Source organism: Pseudomonas sp. BN417 (assembly GCF_029871205.1).
Classification (GTDB): domain Bacteria; phylum Pseudomonadota; class Gammaproteobacteria; order Pseudomonadales; family Pseudomonadaceae; genus Metapseudomonas.
This window is the reverse complement of sequence record NZ_SSOJ01000153.1, coordinates 1-22,365: the sequence shown is the minus strand read 5'-3', so window position 1 is coordinate 22,365 and position 22,365 is coordinate 1. Positions and strand designations below refer to the sequence as shown.

Below are 22,365 nucleotides of genomic sequence, written 5' to 3'. Positions count from 1 at the left end.
CACTGGCTCTCAGTTGCTGTTGTCGCTCATGTCATCCTGAATGGCGACCCCGGTACGCAGCAGGTTGGCGGTGGGGAACACCTGGCTGATAAAGCGGTTCCAGCGGGTGACATCGGCTGGGCCGACATAGACCACATCCTGCGGCTGCAACTTGAAGTGCTCGGCCAGGATGAAGGCGGAAGGAGACTTGAGGTTGAGCTGGTAGACCTTGGCGACGTCGCGCTGCAGGTCATCCACCCCACGGATCACATAGACTTCCTTGCCGCTGGAGGTTTCCTGGCGCAGACCGCCAACGCTGCCCAGGGCATCGGTGAGGTTCATGCTGCTGCCCTTGAAGAACAGGGCGCGGGCGGCATTCACCTCGCCCAGCAAATAGACCTTCTTGTTGTCGTTGTAGGGCAGGTGGAGCTGGTCGCCGTCCTTCAGGTAAATGTTGTGAAGGATCGAGTCTTTGCGGTTCAGGGTGTCGAGGTCGATGACATATTCGCGACCGTCGCGCTTGAGCACCAGGCCGGAGATATCGGCAGCGTTCGCAACAACAGCGCCCTGTCCGACGGCATCCAAAAGGCTTAGGGGCGTATTGGTGACCGGTACGGGGCCGGTCTTGCCAAAGGCGCCGGAGAGAATCACCTTCTGGCTGGCAAAACGCAGCACGCTCACGTCCACCTGCGGTTCGGCTACCACTCTGGTGAGCTGGGAGGCGATCAGTGCGCGCAATTCTTCGATGGTTTTGCCCGCGGCTTCGACATTGCCCGCATAGGGATAGAACAGCGAGCCATCCGGGCGCACCAGGCGGCCGTTGGCCTCGATCTGCTGTTGCGGACCGGAAGGGGCTGTGAGCTCTGGGTGATCCCACACGGTGATGTAGACCAGGTCACCCGCGCCGATGCGGTACTCCTCGGGCTGATAGCTCAAGAGCTCCGGCGCCAGCTTCGCACCGTTCATGCCGTTCTCGATGGCCACCAGCTTCGGTGTAATGGGAACCAACTCGATACGGCTGCTTTCCGGCGAACCTTCGCGCACCAGGTTGCCGGAATCCATGTGTTGGCCAGGGGAGAACATACAGCCTTGCAGGGTGAGGCCAAGCAGCATGGCCAGGGGAAGTGCGCGAGTCATGGTCAGGTGGTCTTGTGCAGTAATACAGGCCTGACCGCAGGTGGCAGCGCCGGTATCAGAGGTAAAGGGTCATGTTTTCAGGTTGATGCCGTAGCCAGCAGGAGCGTGCCGTGAGGCTATGCGCAGTAGGGCGCAAGGAAGCTGGGCTTATGTGACGATCAACCGGGGCCGGAAGTTACAGCCCGAATGCGAAACCTCCCAGCACAGCTGGGAGGTATCAGGGTACAGCGGCTAAGCGCAGGGCTTAGTTGGTGGTGCCGGTGGTGCCGGTGGTACCAGTGGTACCAGTGGTGCCGCCAGTGCCCGGGGTGTTGTCGTTGCCGCCGCCGCCGCTATTGGAAGCGGCAACACCGGCTGCAATGGCTGCTGCGCCGATTGCCAGGCCGGTACCCACAGTAATGCCGCCGGCAACCGGGGTGGACAGGCTCAGGCCCTGGGTGGCGCCAGGTTTGTTGGCAATGGCGTTGGAAGCCTTGGAAGCGTTTTGGGCGCCAGTTGCCGATTTGGTCGCGGCGTTGGCGGTGCCGGTCTGTGCAGCACCAGCGGCGGGGGGGGCGGCCATCAGCGGCGTGCTGAGGCTGGCGATAACGGCAAGTGCCAGAAGTTTTTTCACGTTCATGCTCCTTTTGTGAGCGGATGTCCCTAAGGAACGGTTGGTGTCAAAGGGTATGGATAAATAGTGTGCATTGCAAGCCGGGAGCCGCGCTGAACTTGGCTCGATGGGGCTTTTGTTCGGCTTAGGCCCTGCCGTACTTGTCCTCGAAACGCACAATATCGTCCTCGCCCAGATATGAGCCGGACTGCACTTCGATCAGTTCAAGCGGGATAACGCCCGGGTTTTCAAGGGCATGAACCTGCCCAATCGGTATATAGGTCGACTGGTTTTCGGTCACGAGGTAGGTCTGATCGCCATTGGTGACCTTGGCGGTGCCGCTGACCACAATCCAATGCTCGGCGCGGTGATGGTGCATTTGCACCGACAGCTTGGCGCCTGGCTGCACGGTGATGCGTTTGACCTGGTAGCGATGGCCGTTGTCGATGGAGTCGTACATACCCCAGGGGCGGTAAACTTCGCGGTGGTTGATGTGCTCTTCGCGTGCGTCGGTTTTCAGCTGTTCAACGATCTTCTTCACGTCTTGTACATGGTCTTTGTGGGCAACCAGGACAGCATCCTTGGTTTCCACAATGATCAAGTCTTCAACGCCTACGGTTGCAACCAGCCGGTTGTCGGCATGCACATAGGTGTTCTTTGAGCGCTGGTCCAGCACGTCGCCTTTGAAGACGTTCCCTTGCTCATCCTTTTCACTCACATCCCAAAGCGCGGACCATGAGCCGATATCACTCCAGCCAGCGTCCAGCGGCACCATGACCGCATCCTGGGTTTTCTCCATGACGGCGTAGTCGATGGAGTCCTCAGGGCATTCAGTGAAAGCTGCCGTATCAACGCGGGTAAAGTGCAGATCTTCTGAGCCGCCGGCCAAAGCCTTGCGGCAAGCCGCAAGAATGTCAGGGCGGAACTGCTGCAGCTCTTCCAGATAGCGGCTGGCGCGGAACATGAACATCCCGCTATTCCAGTAGTAGCTGCCAGTGGCCAGATAATCTTGAGCAGTCGCCAGATTCGGCTTTTCCACAAAGCGGCTCACTGCAAAACCACCGTCGCCTACCTTGCCGCCGCGCTCGATGTAGCCATAGCCCGTTTCCGGGTGGGTGGGCACGATGCCGAAGGTGACCAGCTTCCCCGCTTCCGCCAGAGGCAAAGCGGTTTGAATGCTGGCCTGGAACGCTTCTACGTCCTGAATCAGGTGATCCGCTGCCAGCACTAGCAGAATCGCATCGTCTGCTTCTTCACAAGCTTGCAACGCAGCCAGCGCAATAGCCGGAGCGGTGTTGCGGCCAACCGGCTCGAGCAGGATCTTGGATTGTTCCAAACCCAGCAGCCTCAACTGCTCTGCGGCCAGAAAGCGGTGTTGCTCGTTGCAGATCAGGCGAGGAAGGCCGCTACCCAAACCTTCAAGGCGCTTGATGGTTGCCTGCAGCATTGAGAGGTCAGCGTCAGCCAGCGGCAGAAACTGCTTGGGGTTGAGTTGGCGCGACAGGGGCCAAAGGCGCGAGCCAGAACCGCCAGCCATGATTACTGGGAGAAACATATTGAGCATCCTTTAATGTTCTTTGGCGAGTTACTACAGGGCGTCCAGGTATGCCCTGGTGTTGTCATGGACCTCAGCACTCAAGCGGGCTTCAGCGGGCGTCCACCAGCGGTACCGATCATGCTGAGCGTGCGGTGGCTGCAGCGTTTCCGTCGCCGGTAGAACGATTCGATAGCCAAGCACGATGTAATGCGTATCCGGGCCATCGCCTTGGTCGGCGAAAATGCTGTCGGAATAGAAGTGCTCATACACGCCCAGTAATTGGGCCTTGCAGCGTTGAAAGGGGCGGCCAAGCTCTACGTCGGTAAGTCGGCTGAATGCCTCATCCAAAGACTCGTTCTTCAGGATTCGCCCGCCAGGCACGAACCAGAATCCCTGGGCAGGCCGGTTAAGGCGTTGGCCGAGGAGAATGGATCCCTCCTGGTTCTGCACCACGAGATCGATCGACACCAATGGAGTCGATGCCACCACCGCGCGGAATGTTTCACTGTTAAGCCACATCTGTGTCAAACCTCGGCCAAAACGCGCTTCAGGATCTTGTCCTTATCGAGAAAGTCGCGCGCATACTCAGTGGCAACAACGTTCGGCGACGGCATTGCCAGAGCCTGCTCGATCCCGGTGATCAATGCAGCGACTGACTCCGGTTCAACCAGCGTTGCGATGCCTGGATGCTCACTGCAAAGCAAGCCCAAGCTGGTATCCGGGTCAGCTGTGATCAAGGCATTGCCGCCCACTGCGAGGATATTGGTCAACTTTGACGGAAGTACTGCGTCGGCAGCCCCCCTTTTCTGGATGACCAGATGGCAATCTGCCGATGCCAGCAGCGATGGCAAGTCCTCATAGGGTTGCAAGGGGCCGAATACCACGTTGTCCAGCCTCTTTTGCTGCACCAGATCCAGCAAACGTGCTTTCCCCGCGCCCTCACCAACGATCAGAAACACGAGGTCGTGTCGGTGCTGCAGTCGCTCGGCCGCTTCTATCACGGTTTCCAGCCCCTGCTTTTCCCCGATGTTGCCGGAATAGAGCAGCACTCTCTTGCTCAAGTTGACATCAAGGCGCTCAAGCAGGGACGGAGAACGATCGATGTCTCTAAAGCGAGCAACCTCTGACCAGTTCGGAAAGAAAAGCAGGTCTTCTGGCGCGACGCCCTTCTGCCGAGCACGCTGCAACATGCCACTGGAGATGGTCGTTACCCTATCGAAGGCACGCATAACCGTCCGTTCCACGGCGAAGGCGAATCGCTTGAGCATTCCGCCTCGTGCAATACCAAGCCCGAACAGTGCATCCACTTCATAGTCCTGGATGTGCAGCACCGACTTAGCGCCGGTCAGCTTGGCCACGAGAAGAGCCTGTGGTGAACAGAACAGGGTCGGCACCACCAGCATGACCAGGTCCGGTTTCCAGCGGAGTTGCGCCAGCATCGCCAGTGACGAGGACAAGGAAAAGCTGACCAGATGCAGTATGCGTTTAAGCGCACTGGGCTTTGCAGGCACATAAAGCGGGCAGCGGATGACTGTTACACCATCCTCTGTGCTTTTCATGAAGCGCCTCGAGTCGAATCCTGGGCGAACCTTCCACTCGGGGTAGTAGGGCGGGGCAGTCACCACCCGTACTTCATGTCCTTGCTCGGCGAACCAGCGAGCCATCTCACCGCTGTACTTGCCGATTCCTGTGAGCTCTGGGCTGTAGTTGATGCCATACAGAAGGATCTTCATCAGCGCGTCCGTGCTTGGCCTACGTTCTCGACATACCAGCCAAAGGCATTGCGAAGGCCATCCTCCAGGCTGATGCTGGCCTGCCAGCCAAGCGCTTTCAGGCGCGACACATCCATCAATTTCCTTGGTGTGCCGTCTGGCTTGCTGGCATCGAAGGTCAGCCGCCCATTGAAGCCGGTAACTTTCGCAATGGTCTCAGCCAGCTCGCGAATGGTGCAGTCCTCGCCAGTTCCAACGTTGATATGCGAGAGCATCGGCTGGGTATTGGCCTGGTAGGTAGTGCTGTCCAGTTCCATGACATGGACGCTGGCTGCCGCCATGTCGTCCACATGCAGGAATTCGCGCATCGGCTTGCCACTACCCCAGATCACCACTTCCTCGTCGCCACGCTGAGTCGCTTCATGGAAGCGGCGAAGCAACGCCGGAATTACATGGCTGTTCTCGGGATGGTAGTTGTCGTGCGGACCATACAGATTGGTCGGCATCACGCTGCGGTAGTCCCGATCATACTGGCGGTTGTAGCTTTCGCAGAGTTTGATCCCCGCAATCTTGGCAATGGCGTACGGCTCATTCGTTGGCTCAAGAATGCCGGTCAGCAATGCATCTTCGCGCATCGGCTGTTCGGCATGCTTGGGATAGATGCACGAGGAGCCCAAAAAGAGCAGCTTTTGCACGCCGCTCTGGTGCGCGGCATGGATGATATTGGCCTCGATCATCAGGTTCTCGTAGATGAACTCGGCCGGGTAGGTGTTGTTCGCATGAATACCGCCCACCTTGGCAGCGGCCAGGTAGACCTGATCGATCCGTTGCGATGCAAAGAAGTCTTGCACCGCCTTCTGGTCAAGCAGATTCAACTCGTCACGAGCCGCGGTAATGACGCGTCCGTAGCCCAAGGCCAGCAGCTTCCGAACGATCGCGGAACCGACCATCCCCCGGTGCCCGGCAACGAGGATGGTCTGATCAAGATCACGCGCCATCATCAGTTCTCCACTGCTACCGGTACTTCGTGGCCGTGCTCTTTAAGCAGTGCATGGCGCTTAGCAACCTTGAGGTCTTCGCGGACCATCTCGGCGCACATTTCCTGCACGGTGATTTCCGGGACCCAGCCCAGCTTCTGCTTGGCCTTGGTGGGGTCACCCAGCAAGGTTTCGACTTCAGCGGGGCGGAAGTAGCGCGGATCGACGCGAACAATCACATCGCCGACTTTGAGTGCCGGTGCATTATCGCCTTCGATGCGCTCAACGACGGCGATCTCGTCGACGCCCTGGCCTTCGAAGCGCAGGGAAACGCCAAGCTCGGCGGCCGACCAGCGAATGAATTCACGCACGGAGTACTGCACGCCGGTCGCGATCACGAAGTCATCCGGCTGCTCTTGCTGCAGCATCATCCACTGCATGCGGACATAGTCCTTCGCATGGCCCCAGTCACGCAGGGCATCCATATTGCCCATGTACAGGCACTGCTCCAGACCTTGCGCAATGTTGGCCAGGCCACGGGTGATCTTGCGGGTTACGAAGGTCTCACCACGGCGCGGCGACTCGTGGTTGAAAAGGATGCCGTTACAGGCATACATGCCATAGGCCTCACGGTAGTTCACCGTGATCCAGTAGGCGTACATCTTGGCCACTGCATAGGGCGAGCGCGGGTAGAAAGGAGTGGTCTCCTTCTGCGGAATTTCCTGCACCAGACCGTACAGCTCGGATGTGGACGCTTGGTAGAAGCGAGTCTTCTTCTCCAGCCCCAGCAGGCGAATGGCTTCGAGGATTCGCAGCGTGCCCATGGCATCGACGTCAGCCGTGTATTCAGGCGCCTCGAAGCTCACCGCAACGTGGGATTGCGCCCCCAGGTTGTAAACCTCGTCGGGCTGAACTTCTTGAATGATACGGGTGAGGTTGGAAGAGTCTGTAAGGTCTCCGTAATGCAGTACGAAGTTGCGGTTGTCAACGTGCGGGTCTTGATATATGTGGTCGACCCGTTGAGTGTTGAAGGAGGACGCACGACGCTTAATGCCATGGACTTCGTAGCCCTTTTCCAGCAGAAATTCTGCGAGATAGGAGCCGTCCTGGCCAGTGATGCCGGTAATGAGGGCTTTTTTCAATTTCTAATCCTTTTCTTTTGAAAATTTGGCTTGCTAGATTTGCTTAGATTGAATTGGGTAGTAGTTGGCGATATACGGAAAGTGTTTCTTGATAAGTCCTTTCCCAGCTAAATTTTTCCGCTTGGCTTATACCAAGCGAAATTAATTTTTCTCTATATTCAGATTGCTCTAATTTCTCTAGGGCAGACTTTATTTCGTCGGGGGTTCCCCTTTCCATCAGAAGTGCTGCGTCGCCAGCCACTTCTGGTATAGATGACGAATTTACTGCTATCACTGGACATCCTGCTCGCATGGCCTCTATAACGGGAATGCCAAACCCTTCATAGAGAGATGGGTATATCAATGCAATGGAGTTGTTGTATTGACTATTTAGTTCGCACTCGTCTATATAGCCAAGGTGCTTGTACCGACCAGGGATGTTTTTTTCAAGTATTTCAAACTCCTCTTTTGTGAAGGGACCTCCACCTACGCAAGAGATGGATATCTCGTTTAGCATTGATAGAGCCTTTACTACGCTTAAGAAGTTCTTGTATCGCCCACGCTGCCCAACAAAGAGCACTTGATTTTTCAGTGCTCTTTCTTTCGCTGGGTAGAATCCACTGGATACTCCATTGTGGACCACGAATATTTTTTCAGGCGTTATGTCAGGCAGGAGGTCCAAGAGGTCATTTCTTGTATTGTGCGATACGCATATTATTGCGTCAGAATTTTTTATTGCGTGGTTTTTTTGGGTTGAGTGAACTAATTTTCGCAGTCCGCCAACAAATTTCTCGTAAGTAAAATCATGAACTGTTGTTATGATTCTGAGATTGTCTTTTTGGGCAGGGATTCTGTAGTAGGTGGAGTGAAATATCGACGTGTGCTTGGGATGCTTTAGTTTGCAAGGACGATATCTTTCCAGGGGGCGGGGTCTTGTTTGAATATGCCCGGGCGATGTTTCTGTTTGGTCATAGCTTATTTTGGTAAATGCAATTTTGTCTCGTGTTAACCGCTGCTCTAGCTCTCTGAATAATATGCTTATTCCGCCGGTCCGCTGTAGGGTTGCTACGATGTTATCTATGAATATCATGATTAACTTTTCTATGCGCTAAAAGAGATAAGGTGATTATCGATATTTTTAGGATAAAAAGGGTTGAGTATAGTGCCAGTGAGAACTTTAATTCTGGAGGTTCGTCGATCGCCTTGTTTATAAAGGCGTAAAAGAATGCAAAATATAAAAGTGAAGCTGCTACTGCGGTATTCAAGTACGCTTTCTTTGTGCATGCAAGGTAAGGAACCAACCCTGCCGAGCTTATATTTGCGGCATGAGCAATAAGCATTGCAACGATTATTTTGTTCTGGATTTCGCTAATATTTGAACTTGAAAAGAGCCCTAGGTAAGTTTCGGAAAGAAGCAGCATTGCTGTGCATAGAATAGTTGCTAGACCAAAATTGGTTACTATTCTTTTGGGGAGTGGCCAGCCCCCTTTCAGTTTTGTTATTTCTACAGACTGATTATTGTTGAGAAGTACAAAGGGAATAGCCAAAAAAAAGGATATTCGACTCAATAGGGCCATCGTTTCATAACTTTCCTGAGGTAGGAAAATTTTTGAGAGAATTAGGTCTCCAGAAATTATTATTGAAGATGCGATTGCCGCAAAACTCAGGCTTATAGAGCTTGTTATAAAGCTCGTTATGCTTGATTTTTTCTTGGAGTTTGACTCTTTCTTGCTGGGGTAAAGTGCAATCAAGCAGACAAGAAAAATTGCCAGAGCACTGTAAAGCACCAGCAAGTGGCTTTCTATCTCCGAAGAACTTATTGGGCGGAGGAGAAGTAGGAGGAAACAGGCTGTATTGATCCCTCCGCCGCGAATGAATTCATAAACATAAGCTGACTTTTCATATTTTATGATGTTGGAGAGATAGAAAGTTATCAACGAGATGAGAGTGGCAAGCAGCAGGTTCTGCGTGGTTAGAACTTTATTGGTTATACCTTCGTAACCTTCAATGGCCAGGCATGATATTACGAAGACTGCAATGGTAGTGAGTAGCCCTGCTATCTTTTTGTTTTTATTGAATGACTCCGAGTAGTACTCTCTATTGATCGATATTTCAAAGCCAAGAAGGCAAATTGCTGATGCAATGTTGATAAAGGAAATAGAGAATGCGTACTCTGAAAAGGCGGCCGCACCATAATTCTTTCCAATTATGATTGCGCAGGCCAATGCAGAGGCAATGTTTATTCCGCGTGCGGCGGCGGATTTTGCAACTTTAATTATCATTAAAGAAATTGCGTGCTAGTTGATTTTTTTTAGCAGAAGCGTCTTGCTGGTCTTTGAATTTTTTGTCGGTTAATTCATTCATTTTTATTAGCGCGTCGCTAACATTTTCTGGGATATTCTCGATATCAAGTATTGGGACATTTCCTTCCATGCAAAAGGCAGCGGTTTTCGTAGTTCTTGATATGCCAATTAGCGGAACGTGCCCGTGCCCCAGTATTAACGCATGCAATCTCATGGCAATTAGCAGTCTGCTGTTTCGGATTTCCATGATTGCTTCGTTTATATCCGAGGGAATGATAATCCTGTCCGCGGGGATGCCGAGGCTTTGGTATAGAGAGAGTTCGTCTGACTCTCGTCGCTCCATTGCGATATAGAATAGATCGCTTTGGTTTTGGTTGAAGGCTTCAGTTATGCCAGAGTGAATTTGTCGAAGCTTTTCTTCGTCAAGATTTTCCAGAACTAAGGAAATAAGAACCTTTTTTTGAGTGGCAATCGCTGTGGGGGACGGTAATAAGTATGCTGGGTCTGCATATACTTGAGTAGATTTATTTGGTGATATGGATTTTATAACGTTCTCGGATGCTTGGTCTCTAAGGTTTAGCTTGCCCAGGAGTGCGATAGCAGTTTTTGCGTAAGCCTTTCCTAGTTTCGTATTTAGTTGGTCGGCTCCAATAGGAAGGGTCGTGACTCTTTTTGAGAGAAGCTTGGACGCTATGACGGACTGCAAGAAGAAACTAAGCACTCCGCTTATTAGGCCGATTCCTAATTTGTCTTGGATGAGAGAGCCGCCCCCGATATATACGGTGTCAGAAGATGCCATCTCTTTGCAAATCTGAAACCACGATCTTATTGATCTCCGATTAAAAACTATTTCCGGAATTCCATATTTTCCTAGTGTTCCTGACTTGACTGTTGTCGCTGAGACTGTCTGGTACTTCTTTCTTAATTCAAGGTATGTGGCAACGGCGATGGCTTCGTCGCCTAAATTATATCCAGAGAGTCCGATGATTAGTGCTCTTTTCATTTCTTCGCTTTCTGTGAGGTGCTTTTATGATTTCTACAACTTTAATGATGGCTGCGAATAGCAAAAGTGCCGTCAGGTAAGTGAAGATTTTGTTCGTTGTGTGGTATAGGTCGCCTCGCAAAAATTGAAAGGCACTCCACGAAATTGCTGGCGTCAAAAATACCAAGAGACTACTTCGAGATGAGATATCTATTATGAGTTTTACTAGTAATGAGCCCAAGATAACGGTAAATAGCGCGCCAATTACATTGCTGTTGTAAAGGAGTTCATTAAGGCCGCCCAATGAGATCTGCGAATTCTGATCTATCCAGCGATATGTAACAAATTCTTGGGTGTAGGTGGCATTAGCTCCATAACCTTTATCGATGCCGGCGGCCTCAAGGGTTGATCGCGGTAAAAATGCAATTAGGCTGGTGGGGATGGTGTTTTGTTGTGAGTTCCGCTCAAGAATGTTTAGTCCGTTTTCTGATTGCGGAATTTGCTCGGTTTCGAATATCGTTGAGAGCACACCTTGTATTTCGGTGTCCGAGTGAATTCTTGTGCTCATGGCGAACTGGGTAAGTGCTATTGCCGAGAGTGCCAGTGCAGCAATTATTTTCTTGGTTAGCCTAAATCTTTTTGAGTGATAGTTATTTATGAAGAGAAAGATGAAAGCAAATTCAACAAGAGTTGCTCTCGCGCCAGTAAGGATTATGGCGACCAAAAGTGGAGCGGCATCGAGCAGAAGTCTGGTGGGTCTAGGGTTTGAGGCGTATCGGCAAGATATTATTAGTGAATAAATGGAGATGCATGCGGAAATAAGTGCGTTTTCGGTGGTTGTGTCGGAAAAAATAAGTGATCGAGCTGCGAGGTTTTGAAAATATTCACTAAATCCGTAGCTATAAATTTTTCCGGCGAGCCAAAATAGAGAAGTATAAATTAGTGCTCTGGATACGTTTAGCGGAATCGGATGGGAGAATGTTTCGGATGTTTTAATTATGTTATCAGATATTTTTTTATTTCGTGCATTGCTGTTGATGGATAGTATTGCGATTACAATGGCTGCACTTGCGCAGTAATAGAATGAAAGAAGCGCCAAATTTATTGTGGTGAACTTAAAGTGCAGGCCTGATATTGTGAATGAGTTCGTATAATTTGTTGTTGAGTATAGGGTGTCAAAGAAATAAAATATAAAGAATGTGGCAATAAATATGGATTCTGCCGAGTAGGGGTTGTGTCTGATTCTATTCCTTAGCTTTGATATTATAATGGCTAGGGGAAGAAATGATATTAGCAAGGATGTCGTAGTTAGAAATATTTCTGCCATGGTGCTAAAGGGGCTTGTATTCTTTTGGGTTAATTTTGGGGCTGCTCTCGCGGCTACTAATTCAAGAGTGCAACTTCAAGTCTCTGAATAGTGCAGCTTTACTATCATTCTCACTATGACCCAGCCGGATCTAGGTCGACTAATGTCGCATACTTGCGACGCAACTCGCCTGTCCTTCTGTTCTGCGCGGGCGGAATAGCCACCGGCTGCAGATATCGACGCCGTAAGTTCTGCGTCACGATAAAAGCATTGGCGGTAGCGGTAGGAGCGGGTGACCGGCTAGGAGTCGAGGATGACCGTGAGGATGGGCCAGTTGATGGTACTTTGGCGGCTCCCTTCATCCACGGCCCTACTTTCAGGCGGAGGGGAAAAGGGGGACGGGAAGACGTTGCGTGGTGAACGATGCATTCCCGTTCGTTGCGGTAGAAGCTGAAAGCTAGTGGGCGCGCTCTGCCGATTTTAGTCTCAATGTCCGCGTTCTGAAACAGGTCGCAATCAGCCAGCAGGCTGTGCTGGTCATCCATCAATAATTGATGGTAAGAGCCGGTTACGCCGTTGGTGGCGCCGTGGTGCTGGATATCCGGGTAACGCATGGGTGTCAGTCCTTTAGCTCGTTCCTGAGCCCGCTCCGATCCTGGGGCGGGTGCCGTAAATCATGCTAACGAGGCAGGTATCTGCGAGGCAGACCCTCTCTGCTGATAAGGGGCAGGAAACGATTCATTCGCGAGCAAGCTCGCTCCTACCGGAGTCGAGCAGGCGTTCAGGATTAGTAGATGTCCTTGGATAGCAGGGTGAATGGCGTTTTGATCAGGATCTTGAGATCCAGCCAGATGGACCAGTTGTTGATGTAGGCCAGGTCCAGCTCTACGCGTCTTTCCATCTTGTCGATTGTTTCCGTCTCGCCCCGGCTGCCGCTGATCTGTGCCAGGCCGGTAATGCCAGGCTTGATGCGGTGACGGGCCATGTAAGCGTCGATCTTGCCGGTGTAGTAGTCGTTGTGCGCGACGGCGTGCGGGCGCGGGCCCACCAGGGACATGCGGCCTTGCAGCACATTGAACAACTGTGGGAGCTCGTCGATGGAGGTGCGGCGGATGAAGCGGCCAACGCGGGTGATGCGTGGGTCTTCACGGGTGGCCTGCTTCACCTGGGCATCGGCATGCACGCGCATGGAGCGGAACTTCCAGACCTTGATGACCTTGCCATTCCAGCCATGGCGCTTCTGTTTGAAGAGTACCGGGCCCGGAGAGGACAGCTTCACCGCCAGGGCGGTGCCGAGCAGAAGCGGGCTCAGGAACAGGATGGCCAGCAGGGCGACGCTGCGGTCCAGTGCGGCCTTGGTCAGCGCGCCTGTGGGGTAGCTGGTGAGCGGGCTTTCGTTGAGGTTGATCGCGGCCAGGCCATCGATATCCGTTACCGAGTGGTTGAGCAGCTTCAAGCTTTGCAGGTCGGGGATCCACACCACGTCGACGTTGGCATCGAGCAGGTCGATGTAGAGCCCTTCAATCTGGTCCGCGGCGGACAGGGGCAGGGCGATGTAAAGACGGCGCACCTTGTGGGTGGCGATCAGTTCGCGCAGATGGCTCAGGTTGCCGACGATGGGGTAGAGGCCGTCATCCAGGTGAGGGTGATCGTCGGCGGTCACCAGGCCCACCAAGGGCTCGTTACGCTTGCGCACCAGCTTGTCGGCCAGCTCCTGGGCCAGGTCTCCGGTGCCGATCACCAGTGAGGTGCGGGCGGATTGAAGCTGTTGGTGGTAACGGCGGGAGAAGGCATGCAGGGGCAGGAACAGGCAGGCCTGAATGATGAATCCGGCGCCCGCCCAGGTGATGATGATCTCGCGGGAGAACAGCTCGCTGGTCTTGGTGAGGAAGGCGATCACCGTCAGGCCGGAAAGCAGGACCAGCCAGCCGGCCAGCAGCCGACCCAGGCCTACCACGTAGCCATGATGCTTGTGGTAGACGCGCATCAGCGAATAGGCCGGCACGGAACCCAGCAGGGTGTACAGGGCGAGGATGCGGTATTGGGTTTCGATATGCCCAGTCTTGCCCATGGCCAGGGCACAGAGCAGCAATGTTAGCATGCCGATTGCGGCTGCCCACTGGCCCCAGAACGTCAGGCCGCGCGCGTCCGGTGTGGTGTTTTCCCGCTTGCTGATCAGGTTGATCTGGCTGGTGCGCGTACCGGCGGCATTGTGGCGGGCCTTGATGGCCTGTTGGGGAGCGCCTGGCGCGGTGCGGCGTTGGGCCTGGGGCCGTTGAGCTGCTGCCTGAGTGTGTGTGGGCACGACTGTTACCTGTCCTGGGGGCGACGCTACGATCGGGAAGCTAGCCTGCCTTCCTGGGGCTAGCGGTGTGGTTTCAATACGAAATTCCGCGGTGCTTCCTTGTCTGTTTCCGAACCTTGTCCGGGTTACCCTGGGCTTGTGGCCCTGCCTTGTGTTGCTCTGGATTTCGGATTTGGTCCGATCGTGCTTTTGGCACGCTACCGCCCCAGGGTTACTCGTCGATTCCCTGAGAACGATCGCCACAGGCGATGGCTTGCCTCGGGCATGGCCCGAAGCGGCAGTGGTTGGAGTGGATGAAAGCGGGCGTACCGAGTCTGTGCTCGGCTAGCGCTTTGCAGGGGAGAGTCATTCCCTGACGACGTAACTGCCTGTAGGCAGTTGCCTTACATCCTGCGGGAAGAGGCCTTGCCTGTTCCTGCGTGGGCATTCTACGGATTCATCCGAGATTGTGAAGAGCGTCAACCTACACCGCTCGTCGAAAAGTTGACGTTTCAAAAATGTGTCTATCTTGCGGATGACCGGTGAGTCAGAAATATGCCTACGACATGAATGGCATATTTCCTACGCGCTAATCCGACGCATTCCCCAGGATAAAGTTCCGACGGACGGCGTCTTTTTTTGAGGCGCTCGTTAAGAACGCCCACACCTTGGTCGGCGGAATCGTCAGAGCTTGTCGATGCTATCCAGCGGGACGCTCAAGGTGTGCTGGCGTTGCAGGAGTTGCAGGAGGATAAGTACGCGCTCGGTTCCGTCCTTGGCCAGGAAGATGGCCTCCAACTCCTTCAGGTTGCCGCTCTTGATGCGGACGCGATCGCCTGCGCTCAGGTCGGGTTCGGGGAGTAGGGGGGAGGTGAGGCGTTGCTTCAGGTCTTCGACAAGCTCATCGGCTATGGCTGCCGGCTGGCCACCGAAGCACACCAGTTGGCTGACGCCGCGAGTGGAGCGGATCGGGAGCCAGTTGTCATTCACCTGGTCCAGTTGAATGAACAGGTAGCCGGGAAAGAGTGATTCAACGTGCTGCTGTTTTCGACCAGCACGCAAGCGCGTTACGCAATGGGTGGGCCGGAAGCAGGTGAAAGCTTGGCGATGCAGGTGCTCTTGCGCGCGCGCATCTTGCTTCGGCTTGCACTGGATCAGGTACCAGCGGGGGGCTGCAAGTTGGCCTTCCATGCAATTCACCTCCCTTCTCGATCTGAGGCTTGGCTACTTGTCCCCTCTCCCGTTTGCGGGAGAGGGGACTGGGTGGGCTTATGCCTTGTCCGATTTGTACTCGTACTGGTAGTAGGCGTAGTTGCCGTAGTAGCCGTAGGCCGAGGCCTTGCGCTCAACGGCGTTGAAGATGGCGCCCTTGAGGTCGATACCGTTCTGTTCGAAACGGCGCTTGGTCAGCAGGATTTCCTTGGCGGCGTTCATACCGAAGCGGGTCACGATCAGGCTGGTGCCGGCCTGGCGGCCCACCAGGGCGGCATCGGTAACCGCCAGAATCGGCGGGGTATCGATGATCACCAGGTCGTAGCGGCTGCTGGCCTGCTCCAGGAACTGGGTGAAGTTGGCGTGCATCAGCAGTTCGGAGGGGTTTGGCGGAATTTGGCCACGGGTGATCAGGTCCAGGTTTTCCACTTCAGTGCGGGTGGTCGCCTTGTCCAGATCGATACGGGCGGCCAGCAGGTCGGAAAGGCCATTTTCCGCCTCCTGGCGGAACATCTTGTGGACGTAGCCCTTGCGCATGTCGGCATCCACCAGCAGAACCCGCTGCCCGGTCTGCGCAACGATCACGGCCAGGTTGCTGGACACGAAGGACTTGCCCACGGTGGGGCTGGGGCCGGAGATCATCAGGATATTGTTCTTCGCCTCAAGGGTGGCGAAGTGCAGGCTGGTGCGCAGGCTGCGCAGGGATTCCACCGCCAGGTCGGCCGGGTTGGTCACGGCCAGCAGGTGCGAGCTGCTGTTGGTGGCGTCTTTGGTTTTGCCCTTGAAGTTCAGTTCGTGGGTAGCCTGCACCTTGCTGTGGGGGATGGAGGCATACACTGGCAGGCCCATCTGCTCGATCACGTCCGGGTCTTCCACGCCACGGTTCAGGGCTTTGCGCACCAGCACATAGGCCACCGCAATTAGCCCGCCCAGCAGGGTTGCGATCAGAACAATTAGCGGCTTCTTGGGCTTTATCGGTTCTTCGATGTTGGCATCGGCGGCGTCAATAATGCGCACATTACCCACAGTACCGGCGCGCAGGATGTCCAGTTCCTGGGACTTGTTCAGCAGCTGGGTATAGATCTCTGTGCTCACCTGCACGTCGCGGGTCAAGCGCAGCAGTTCCTGCTGGGTTTCCGGCAGGTTTTCCACCTTCTTCATCAGGTCGCGCTTGGTCTGTTCCAGCTGACTCATCTGGGTGATGAGCGCCTGGTAGCTGGGGTGCTGCCGGGTGAAGCGGCGCTCCATTTCAGCACGCTTGAGCTTCTGCTCGGAAATCAGGGTTTCCAGGGACACGATCTGGTCCAGCACCGCCTTGGTTTCGATGGTGATGTCCACCGAGCGGGCACTGGTCTGGTAGGTGTTCAGCTTGGCTTCTGCCGCTTCCAGTTGCTTGCGCACCTCCGGCAGCTGGCCCTGGAGGAACTCCAGGCTCTGCGCGGCTTCGGCGGAGTTGCGCTGGACGTTCTGCAAGACATAAAGGCGGCTAACTTCATCCAGCACCCGGGTGGCCTGCGCCGGGTCTTCGCTTTCCAGGGAGAGGCCAATGATGCCGGACTCCTTGCCCTTTTCACTCGCCCAAAGGTCTTTCTGGTATTGGAGAATTGTGCTTAGGCGGCGTTGCTTGGATACGCTGAACAGGGTGCCCGGATTGGCATCCAGCTTGGCGATCTGCACTTTGAAGCCATTCTGGTCCAGTTGCTCGCCGACGTTGCCGCTGAGCAGCACTTCATCATCTTCGTTCAGCAAGGTGAAGGCGCCGTTGCCGTCGGCTTGCAGGGTCAGCTCTTCGCCGAGGTAGACCTCCGGCACCTCCAGCTGGAAGACGTCCAGTACTTCGCCACCCCAGGCATAGCTGATAAGACCAAAGACCGGTTCGGCTACTTCGTGCTCGCCGACCGGCTGGAAGCGCCGCGCCACGAACTGGCCGAACAGCGGGAAATAGTGGGGCTCGACGATGATGTCGAGCTTGAGGTTTTCCACCGCCTGCCCCAGGACGGAGCGGGACTTGATCAGCTCTATTTCGGTGACGGCCGCCGAGGTGCCGCCAAACATCTCGGTCATTTCCGACATGCCGGTCATGGCTGCCAGACCGCCTTTCTTTTCCTCCACCTGCACCAGGGCGTTGGCCTGGTACACCGGCGGGGTCAGCACGGCATAGGCGGCGCCAAGCACGGTGAAGAAGGAGGTGATGCCGACGATGAGCCACTTGCTGTCGAGCAGGGTGCCGAGCAGTGCGAGCAGGTCAATGTCGTCTTCGTCGTGGTTGTCTTGGACGGGCAGGCTGTTTTGGCTGGTCATCTGGAGCGCTTCTTCAAAGGGGTCAGAGTTTTTGCGACCAGCTTTCGACGCCTTGCGCCATCAGCTGATAGACATGTTCGAAGGCAGGTTTTTGCTGGCGGTAAGGGTCAGGGATTTCCTGATTGCCCTGCCATTTGCCGAGAAGGAAGGTCTTGCCGCGTGCTTCTGGCGCCAGTTGCGTGATCCGCTGGATATGACCCTGCTCCATGGTGAGGATCAGGTCGTACTGGCGCAGCATTTCGCGGGTCAGTTGGCGGCCCTGGTGGTCGGGGTGGTCCCCGCCATGCTCACGCAGCACTTCGAGTGCGGTGGCATCCATGGGCTTGCCCTCCAGGGCATGGATGCCCGCGGAGGCGACGGCGATCCCGCGCGGGGCGAGTCTGGATACGAGCAGGGCTTCGGCGGTCGGGCTGCGGCAGATATTGCCTACGCAGACAACCAGGATGTTCTTGAACATAAGGGCCAGCACGGGTTGCAGGGTCGTTTTTTTACAGCCGCGCGGGTGTGCTGCGAAGGAGGAAAGCGGATTCCGTTCCAGCATCCCGATACGGCATCCCCAGAATTTCGCAACTGCTGGGGAGCGTGAAGGGGGGCAACTGTAGGGGGGGCGGGGATGAGGGTCAAGACTCCTTGGTCGCTTTCTGCCATAGGAAAGAGCCTCGGTCCGAGATATTGGCCCTGGGCAGGGGGGCAAATGTTTGGTTCTTCACGGATTTCCGGGGAAGGCGGCTTTAATTTTCATGAAAAAGAAGTCGCTGTCCCGGTAGCCGTAGGCCATGCGCTTAATCACCTTGATGCGGTTGTTGATGCCCTCCAATTGGCCGGTATGCATGGGCCAGCGCACCCGGCTGAGGATGCCGCGCCAGTAGCCACTCAGGCGTTTGGCAAACAGCATCAGCGCCGGGATCTGGCTTTCCTCGGCATGGCGTAGCCACTGCTTCCAGGTCGCCCGCCACTGCCAAACGCTGGGGGCCGTCCACAGCCCCTTGAGCTGGGCCTTCATCAGGTACACGGTCATCAGCGTCTGGTTGGCGTTCAGCAGTTCTTGCAGGTGGATCTGCTGCTCGGGCTGGCGCAGGTTTTCCGGATTGCGCAGCAACAGCCAACGCGCCTGCTTGATCACGCGGCGCGCCGGCTTGTCGTGGCGCAGCCGATTGGCCTCATCCACCCGCACCCGATCGAGCACTTCGCGGCCGTATTTGGCCACCACATGGAACAGGTCATAGACCACCCGGGCATGCGGGCAGTGCTGGCGCACCTCCAGGTCGAAGGCGGTGTTCATGTCCATGGCCACCGCCTCGATGCGGGCGCAACCGGCCGGCCCCAGGGCTTCGAAGAATGGGCGGATGGCCTCGCGGCTGCGCCCTTCGCCGATCCACAGCACCCGCCGGGTCTCGGCATCCAGCACCACGCTGGCATAGCGATGCCCCTTGTAGAGGGCGAACTCGTCCATCACCAGGCGCCTCGGTACGGCCGGCGGCAGCGCGCTCAGTTGCGCCTGCAAGCGGCGTCGCTCGAGCAGGCGCACGGTGCCCCAGTGCAAGCCGAACAGCTCGGCGACATGCCGCGTCGGCAGGCGTGCGCACCAGAGCGCCACCGCCTCGGCCAAGCGCCGGGTCAGGCGGGCATGGCGTCCCAGCCAACTGACCCACTCGGCCCGCCGGCCACAGCCGCTACAGGCCAGGCGCCGCAAGTGCACCCGCAACCGCACCGGACGTCCCAGGATGGGCAGGTCGCGGATGCGCCGCGTGCAGTACTCGTGCACGGCCGGGCAAGGCTGCTGACAACCGCCGCAACGGGGCACCCGCCGCGGATCGGGCCTCAGCTCGATCTGCAGCGCTTCGGTTTCGGAATCGATGGAGACAACAGAAAACCCCTCCCAGAGTGGGGGGAAAGCGGTAGCATTCGGCATCAGAACGGCGGTTTCGGTTTAAGGGTTTGCTCGCACAAACATCTTCAACCAAATCGCCGTTCTTTTTTCAGGGCTCCCCGGAAATCCGCGAAGAACCAAATGTTTGGCCTGGGGTGGGGCGTGGGGACATTTGAACTCGGAAAACCACGTTTCAGGACGGGGTCATGAATAACCGGCTCTGCCCGTTACTTAAGTTGTTTGGATAGAGCGACGAAGTCGACCAGGTAGGGTGCGCCGTGCGCACCAGTGGTTGGGTATGGCGTCGGATCTGATCCCGGGATCGGTGCGCACGGTGTTCAGCCGGGTAGGGTGGATAGCGCTTTTCTATCCACCAGCGAGGCGTGCAAGACACCGATGGTGGAAATCCCGAAAAGGATTTCCACCCTACGCGCTGGCTCGCCGCCGAATTTGTAGGAGCGAGGGGGACGCCGAGTTCTTGCTAGCGAAAGGTCGTGCTCGGACTCTTCGCGAGCAAGCTCGCTCCTACATTAAATGTAGGGGCCGCTGGGTCATTTGATGGTGGCGAGGCGTCGCTCATCTGTTGGCTGCAGTTTCGCCTGGAGCAGCATCCATTCCCGCTGGATGACCGAATAGGGAATGAACACGCTGATTCGCTGGGCCCCCTGCAAGCCCGGGTGGTGGCTGACGTCGTTGAGGTTTACCGAGTAGATGCCCATGTTGATGCCGACAACGCTGCCGTCTTCGGCCATCACCGGGCCACCCGACATGCCCTTGGCGATGGGGGCGTCATGAATGGCGTAGAGCTCGCCGCTGTCTTCATTGGTATTGAGGAAGGGCGCCGGATAAACCTTGCCATGGCTGCTGCCGCCAACCAGATAAGGGCTGGAGCCCGCGGCAGTGATGTTTTCGCCCGGTTGCGCGGTGCGCCACGTCGGTATTTTGCCGTCGGCCTTGTGCCGTATGAACACCAGGTCGCAGCCCGTACTGCAGCGGTACTTCTCGTAGGGAATCAGCGGCGTGTGGGCAGTGGTGACGGCGTATTCCTCGTTCCACTGCACGGCCGAAGCCATATAGAAGTAGGGAAGCGGAAAGCCCGAGAAAATCGAGAAGTACGTATCTGTGGTGGGACCTGAAATATCAGGTTTGACCATTCCGTTGCATCCTGCACACAAGGCTCCTGCCATGAAGATGGCGGCAATCTTGCGCATGGTGGCTCACCGACGTTTGGCGTTAAGAGGCGCCTCTCCTGGCTGGGTTATGTCCGCCGGTGCCCCTGTACTGCTTCATCAGGTAAAGCCCGTTGCCATCACTTATGGGTGACGAACGGTAGTCGCATTGGATCGCGTCGATATAGGTCAAATAGCGTTTGGCCATATGACCGCTGGTCCGGATTGCCCGGATGTTGGAGTGTGGTGCGCGGCTGGCAATTTGCTGCTACGGCTGCAAAAGGTGCGTCGCGCCAAGGGGTTGCGTCGCTGCTAATTCGTATACAAATCAATCCAGAAGGATCAATGGGCCAATTTGTAGTTCCCGCTAGTCGTTATTTTGGCGGGGCTTGTCGGCCCGCCCGCCATTTGCTCCTGCTTGGCTTTTAGACGGAAGGACATGTGGTCGCCGCGTGCTGGATGGCTGATGCCGAAGCATGGCCACCCACGGGTAGTGCGACTCGACCGGCGTATTCAAACCCTGCCGCGGCGCTACCTGTTACGACTCCATGTGTCTGGCTAGAGCGACGGAGCTGACCAGGTAGGGTGCGCCGTGTGTTCAGCCGGGGGACATAGGTAACGGGTGTCGGGAGACATAGGTAACGCTTCTAGGCTTGCGGAATCCTTCGAATTGGAGTTCGAGCGATGCCGTGGCAGGAGTGCAGCACCATGTCGATTCGACGCGAGTTCGTGCGGTTGGCCGAGCAGCCGCAGAGCAACGTGCGCGAGCTGTGCCGGCGCTACGGCATCAGCCCGAAAACCGCCTACAAATGGCTGCAGCGCCACCGCGAGCACGGTGAGGCGGGGTTGCAGGACCGCTCGCGGCGGCCGCAGCACAGTCCGGGGCGCAGCGACCCCCGCTTGGAGGAGGCGGTGGTGCAGCTGCACCGCCGGTTCCCGTTCTGGGGCGCCCGCAAGCTGCGCAGCCTGCTGCCGGCCGAGTTCGCGCGGCCCCACCACAGCACCATCGACGCCATCCTCCGCCGCCAGGGCTGCCAGGTGCGCTACCACGCCGAGACGGCCGAGGTCCCGGCGACGCAGCGGTTCGAGCACGCTCAGCCGAACGAGCTCTGGCAGATGGACTTCAAGGGCCACTTCCATCTCAACGCAGGTGGCTCGCCGCGCTGCCACCCCTTGACGCTGTTGGATGATCACTCGCGCTTTGCCCTCTGCCTGGAAGCCTGCGAGGGCGAACGCCTCGAACTGGTGCGGCCGCACCTGATCCAGGTCTTTCGCCGCTATGGCCTGCCACGCCGGATCACCGCCGACAACGGCCCGCCCTGGGGCTCGAACATCGCCGGCGGACTGTCCGCCCTGGAGGTCTGGCTGATGCGCCTCGGCATTGAGGTCAGCCACAGCCGCCCCCACCATCCGCAGACCCAGGGCAAGCTGGAGCGCTTCCACCAGACGCTCAAGCGTGAAGTGCTGCACCGCGCGTTTCGCGACTTGGCGCACTGCCAGCAGGCGATGGCGCACTGGCGGGAGCAGTACAACCACGATCGCCCGCATGAGGCGCTGGGCCAGTTGCCGCCGATCACGCGCTACCAGCCCAGTCGGCGCAGCTACCCGGAGCAACTGCCGGAACTGGACTACGAAGCGAGCGACCGGGTGCTCAAGGTCGGGCGCATCGGACAGATCAATTTCCAGGGCCGCCGCGTGTTCGTCGGCGGGGGGTTGTACGGGGAGCGCGTCGCGATCCGCCCCACCGCCGTCGAGGGCGTCTACGATGTGGTGTTCATCCACAAGACCCTGCGCCAACTCGACTTGAGGCAACGCGTGACATGATCATCAACCCGTTACCCATGTCTCCCGACAGGCGTTACCCATCTATCCCGGCTGAACAC

The 22,365-nt window shown here is 56.4% G+C and carries 18 protein-coding genes; 1 reads left to right on the top strand and 17 read right to left on the bottom strand.

Features of this window, described 5'->3' with window-relative positions; all coding sequences use genetic code 11:
* Positions 1–9: 9 nt before the first annotated feature.
* The 17 genes from E8F11_RS24295 to E8F11_RS24215 all read right to left on the bottom strand — a co-directional run bounded on the left by E8F11_RS24295 (position 10) and on the right by E8F11_RS24215 (position 20,467).
* Positions 10–1,116, bottom strand: coding sequence for a polysaccharide biosynthesis/export family protein (locus E8F11_RS24295; RefSeq protein WP_280291466.1), 1,107 nt, complete (start codon positions 1,114–1,116; stop codon positions 10–12).
* 244 nt (positions 1,117–1,360) lie between these two features.
* Positions 1,361–1,729, bottom strand: a complete 369-nt coding sequence (locus E8F11_RS24290) for a hypothetical protein (RefSeq protein WP_280291465.1) — start codon at positions 1,727–1,729, stop codon at positions 1,361–1,363.
* A 124-nt stretch (positions 1,730–1,853) separates the two neighbouring features.
* On the bottom strand, positions 1,854–3,263 hold the full coding sequence (locus tag E8F11_RS24285; protein WP_280291552.1) for a mannose-1-phosphate guanylyltransferase/mannose-6-phosphate isomerase: 1,410 nt from the start codon (positions 3,261–3,263) through the stop codon (positions 1,854–1,856).
* A gap of 33 nt (positions 3,264–3,296) precedes the next feature.
* The gene (locus E8F11_RS24280; protein WP_280291464.1) at positions 3,297–3,764 is read right to left on the bottom strand and encodes a GDP-mannose mannosyl hydrolase; all 468 of its coding nucleotides are present in this window, start codon (positions 3,762–3,764) and stop codon (positions 3,297–3,299) included.
* A 5-nt stretch (positions 3,765–3,769) separates the two neighbouring features.
* Positions 3,770–4,978: a glycosyltransferase WbuB gene (locus E8F11_RS24275; RefSeq protein WP_280291463.1), complete on the bottom strand. Its 1,209-nt coding sequence runs from the start codon at positions 4,976–4,978 to the stop codon at positions 3,770–3,772.
* Positions 4,978–5,955: a GDP-L-fucose synthase gene (locus E8F11_RS24270; RefSeq protein ID WP_280291551.1), complete on the bottom strand. Its 978-nt coding sequence runs from the start codon at positions 5,953–5,955 to the stop codon at positions 4,978–4,980. Before E8F11_RS24270 ends, E8F11_RS24275 begins: the two co-directional genes overlap by 1 nt.
* 2 nt (positions 5,956–5,957) lie before the next feature.
* Positions 5,958–7,076: a GDP-mannose 4,6-dehydratase gene (gmd, locus tag E8F11_RS24265; RefSeq protein ID WP_280291462.1), complete on the bottom strand. Its 1,119-nt coding sequence runs from the start codon at positions 7,074–7,076 to the stop codon at positions 5,958–5,960.
* Positions 7,077–7,119: 43 nt separating this feature from the next.
* Positions 7,120–8,145 (bottom strand): glycosyltransferase family 1 protein, encoded by a 1,026-nt coding sequence (locus tag E8F11_RS24260; protein ID WP_280291461.1) that lies wholly within the window; start codon positions 8,143–8,145, stop codon positions 7,120–7,122.
* A complete protein-coding gene (locus tag E8F11_RS24255) occupies positions 8,129–9,337 on the bottom strand; it encodes a hypothetical protein (protein WP_280291460.1) in 1,209 nt (402 codons plus the stop codon). Before E8F11_RS24255 ends, E8F11_RS24260 begins: the two co-directional genes overlap by 17 nt.
* The gene (locus E8F11_RS24250; protein ID WP_280291459.1) at positions 9,327–10,361 is read right to left on the bottom strand and encodes a polysaccharide pyruvyl transferase family protein; all 1,035 of its coding nucleotides are present in this window, start codon (positions 10,359–10,361) and stop codon (positions 9,327–9,329) included. Before E8F11_RS24250 ends, E8F11_RS24255 begins: the two co-directional genes overlap by 11 nt.
* Positions 10,324–10,908 (bottom strand): hypothetical protein, encoded by a 585-nt coding sequence (locus E8F11_RS24245; protein ID WP_280291458.1) that lies wholly within the window; start codon positions 10,906–10,908, stop codon positions 10,324–10,326. The genes E8F11_RS24250 and E8F11_RS24245 overlap by 38 nt, the downstream gene beginning before the upstream one ends.
* Positions 10,909–12,433: 1,525 nt before the next feature.
* Entirely contained in the window at positions 12,434–13,825 is a 1,392-nt protein-coding gene (locus tag E8F11_RS24240) for an undecaprenyl-phosphate glucose phosphotransferase (RefSeq protein WP_280291550.1), read from the bottom strand.
* 789 nt (positions 13,826–14,614) lie between these two features.
* Entirely contained in the window at positions 14,615–15,121 is a 507-nt protein-coding gene (gene rfaH, locus E8F11_RS24235) for a transcription/translation regulatory transformer protein RfaH (RefSeq protein WP_280291457.1), read from the bottom strand.
* Between the two features lie 78 nt (positions 15,122–15,199).
* Positions 15,200–17,443 (bottom strand): polysaccharide biosynthesis tyrosine autokinase, encoded by a 2,244-nt coding sequence (locus E8F11_RS24230; RefSeq protein ID WP_280291456.1) that lies wholly within the window; start codon positions 17,441–17,443, stop codon positions 15,200–15,202.
* Between the two features lie 22 nt (positions 17,444–17,465).
* On the bottom strand, positions 17,466–17,900 hold the full coding sequence (locus E8F11_RS24225) for a low molecular weight protein-tyrosine-phosphatase (RefSeq protein WP_280291549.1): 435 nt from the start codon (positions 17,898–17,900) through the stop codon (positions 17,466–17,468).
* 249 nt (positions 17,901–18,149) lie between these two features.
* Positions 18,150–19,355 (bottom strand): ISL3 family transposase, encoded by a 1,206-nt coding sequence (locus E8F11_RS24220; RefSeq protein ID WP_280291455.1) that lies wholly within the window; start codon positions 19,353–19,355, stop codon positions 18,150–18,152.
* Between the two features lie 509 nt (positions 19,356–19,864).
* On the bottom strand, positions 19,865–20,467 hold the full coding sequence (locus E8F11_RS24215) for a S1C family serine protease (RefSeq protein ID WP_280291548.1): 603 nt from the start codon (positions 20,465–20,467) through the stop codon (positions 19,865–19,867).
* A 699-nt stretch (positions 20,468–21,166) separates the two neighbouring features.
* Here E8F11_RS24215 and E8F11_RS24210 point away from each other — a divergent pair.
* Positions 21,167–22,306, top strand: a complete 1,140-nt coding sequence (locus E8F11_RS24210; RefSeq protein ID WP_280287593.1) for an IS481 family transposase — start codon at positions 21,167–21,169, stop codon at positions 22,304–22,306.
* The last annotated feature ends 59 nt before the right edge of the window (positions 22,307–22,365 follow it).

Coding starts and splice junctions, on each gene's coding strand:
- E8F11_RS24215 (WP_280291548.1), bottom strand. CDS start 20,467: ATGGTCAAACCTGATATTTCAGGTCCCACCACAGATACGTACTTCTCG.
- E8F11_RS24280 (WP_280291464.1), bottom strand. CDS start 3,764: ATGTGGCTTAACAGTGAAACATTCCGCGCGGTGGTGGCATCGACTCCA.
- E8F11_RS24275 (WP_280291463.1), bottom strand. CDS start 4,978: ATGAAGATCCTTCTGTATGGCATCAACTACAGCCCAGAGCTCACAGGA.
- E8F11_RS24250 (WP_280291459.1), bottom strand. CDS start 10,361: ATGAAAAGAGCACTAATCATCGGACTCTCTGGATATAATTTAGGCGAC.
- E8F11_RS24245 (WP_280291458.1), bottom strand. CDS start 10,908: ATGAGCACAAGAATTCACTCGGACACCGAAATACAAGGTGTGCTCTCA.
- E8F11_RS24285 (WP_280291552.1), bottom strand. CDS start 3,263: ATGTTTCTCCCAGTAATCATGGCTGGCGGTTCTGGCTCGCGCCTTTGG.
- E8F11_RS24270 (WP_280291551.1), bottom strand. CDS start 5,955: ATGGCGCGTGATCTTGATCAGACCATCCTCGTTGCCGGGCACCGGGGG.
- E8F11_RS24295 (WP_280291466.1), bottom strand. CDS start 1,116: ATGACTCGCGCACTTCCCCTGGCCATGCTGCTTGGCCTCACCCTGCAA.
- E8F11_RS24255 (WP_280291460.1), bottom strand. CDS start 9,337: ATGATAATTAAAGTTGCAAAATCCGCCGCCGCACGCGGAATAAACATT.
- rfaH (WP_280291457.1), bottom strand. CDS start 15,121: ATGGAAGGCCAACTTGCAGCCCCCCGCTGGTACCTGATCCAGTGCAAG.
- E8F11_RS24220 (WP_280291455.1), bottom strand. CDS start 19,355: ATGCCGAATGCTACCGCTTTCCCCCCACTCTGGGAGGGGTTTTCTGTT.
- E8F11_RS24225 (WP_280291549.1), bottom strand. CDS start 17,900: ATGTTCAAGAACATCCTGGTTGTCTGCGTAGGCAATATCTGCCGCAGC.
- E8F11_RS24260 (WP_280291461.1), bottom strand. CDS start 8,145: ATGATATTCATAGATAACATCGTAGCAACCCTACAGCGGACCGGCGGA.
- E8F11_RS24230 (WP_280291456.1), bottom strand. CDS start 17,443: ATGACCAGCCAAAACAGCCTGCCCGTCCAAGACAACCACGACGAAGAC.
- E8F11_RS24210 (WP_280287593.1), top strand. CDS start 21,167: ATGCCGTGGCAGGAGTGCAGCACCATGTCGATTCGACGCGAGTTCGTG.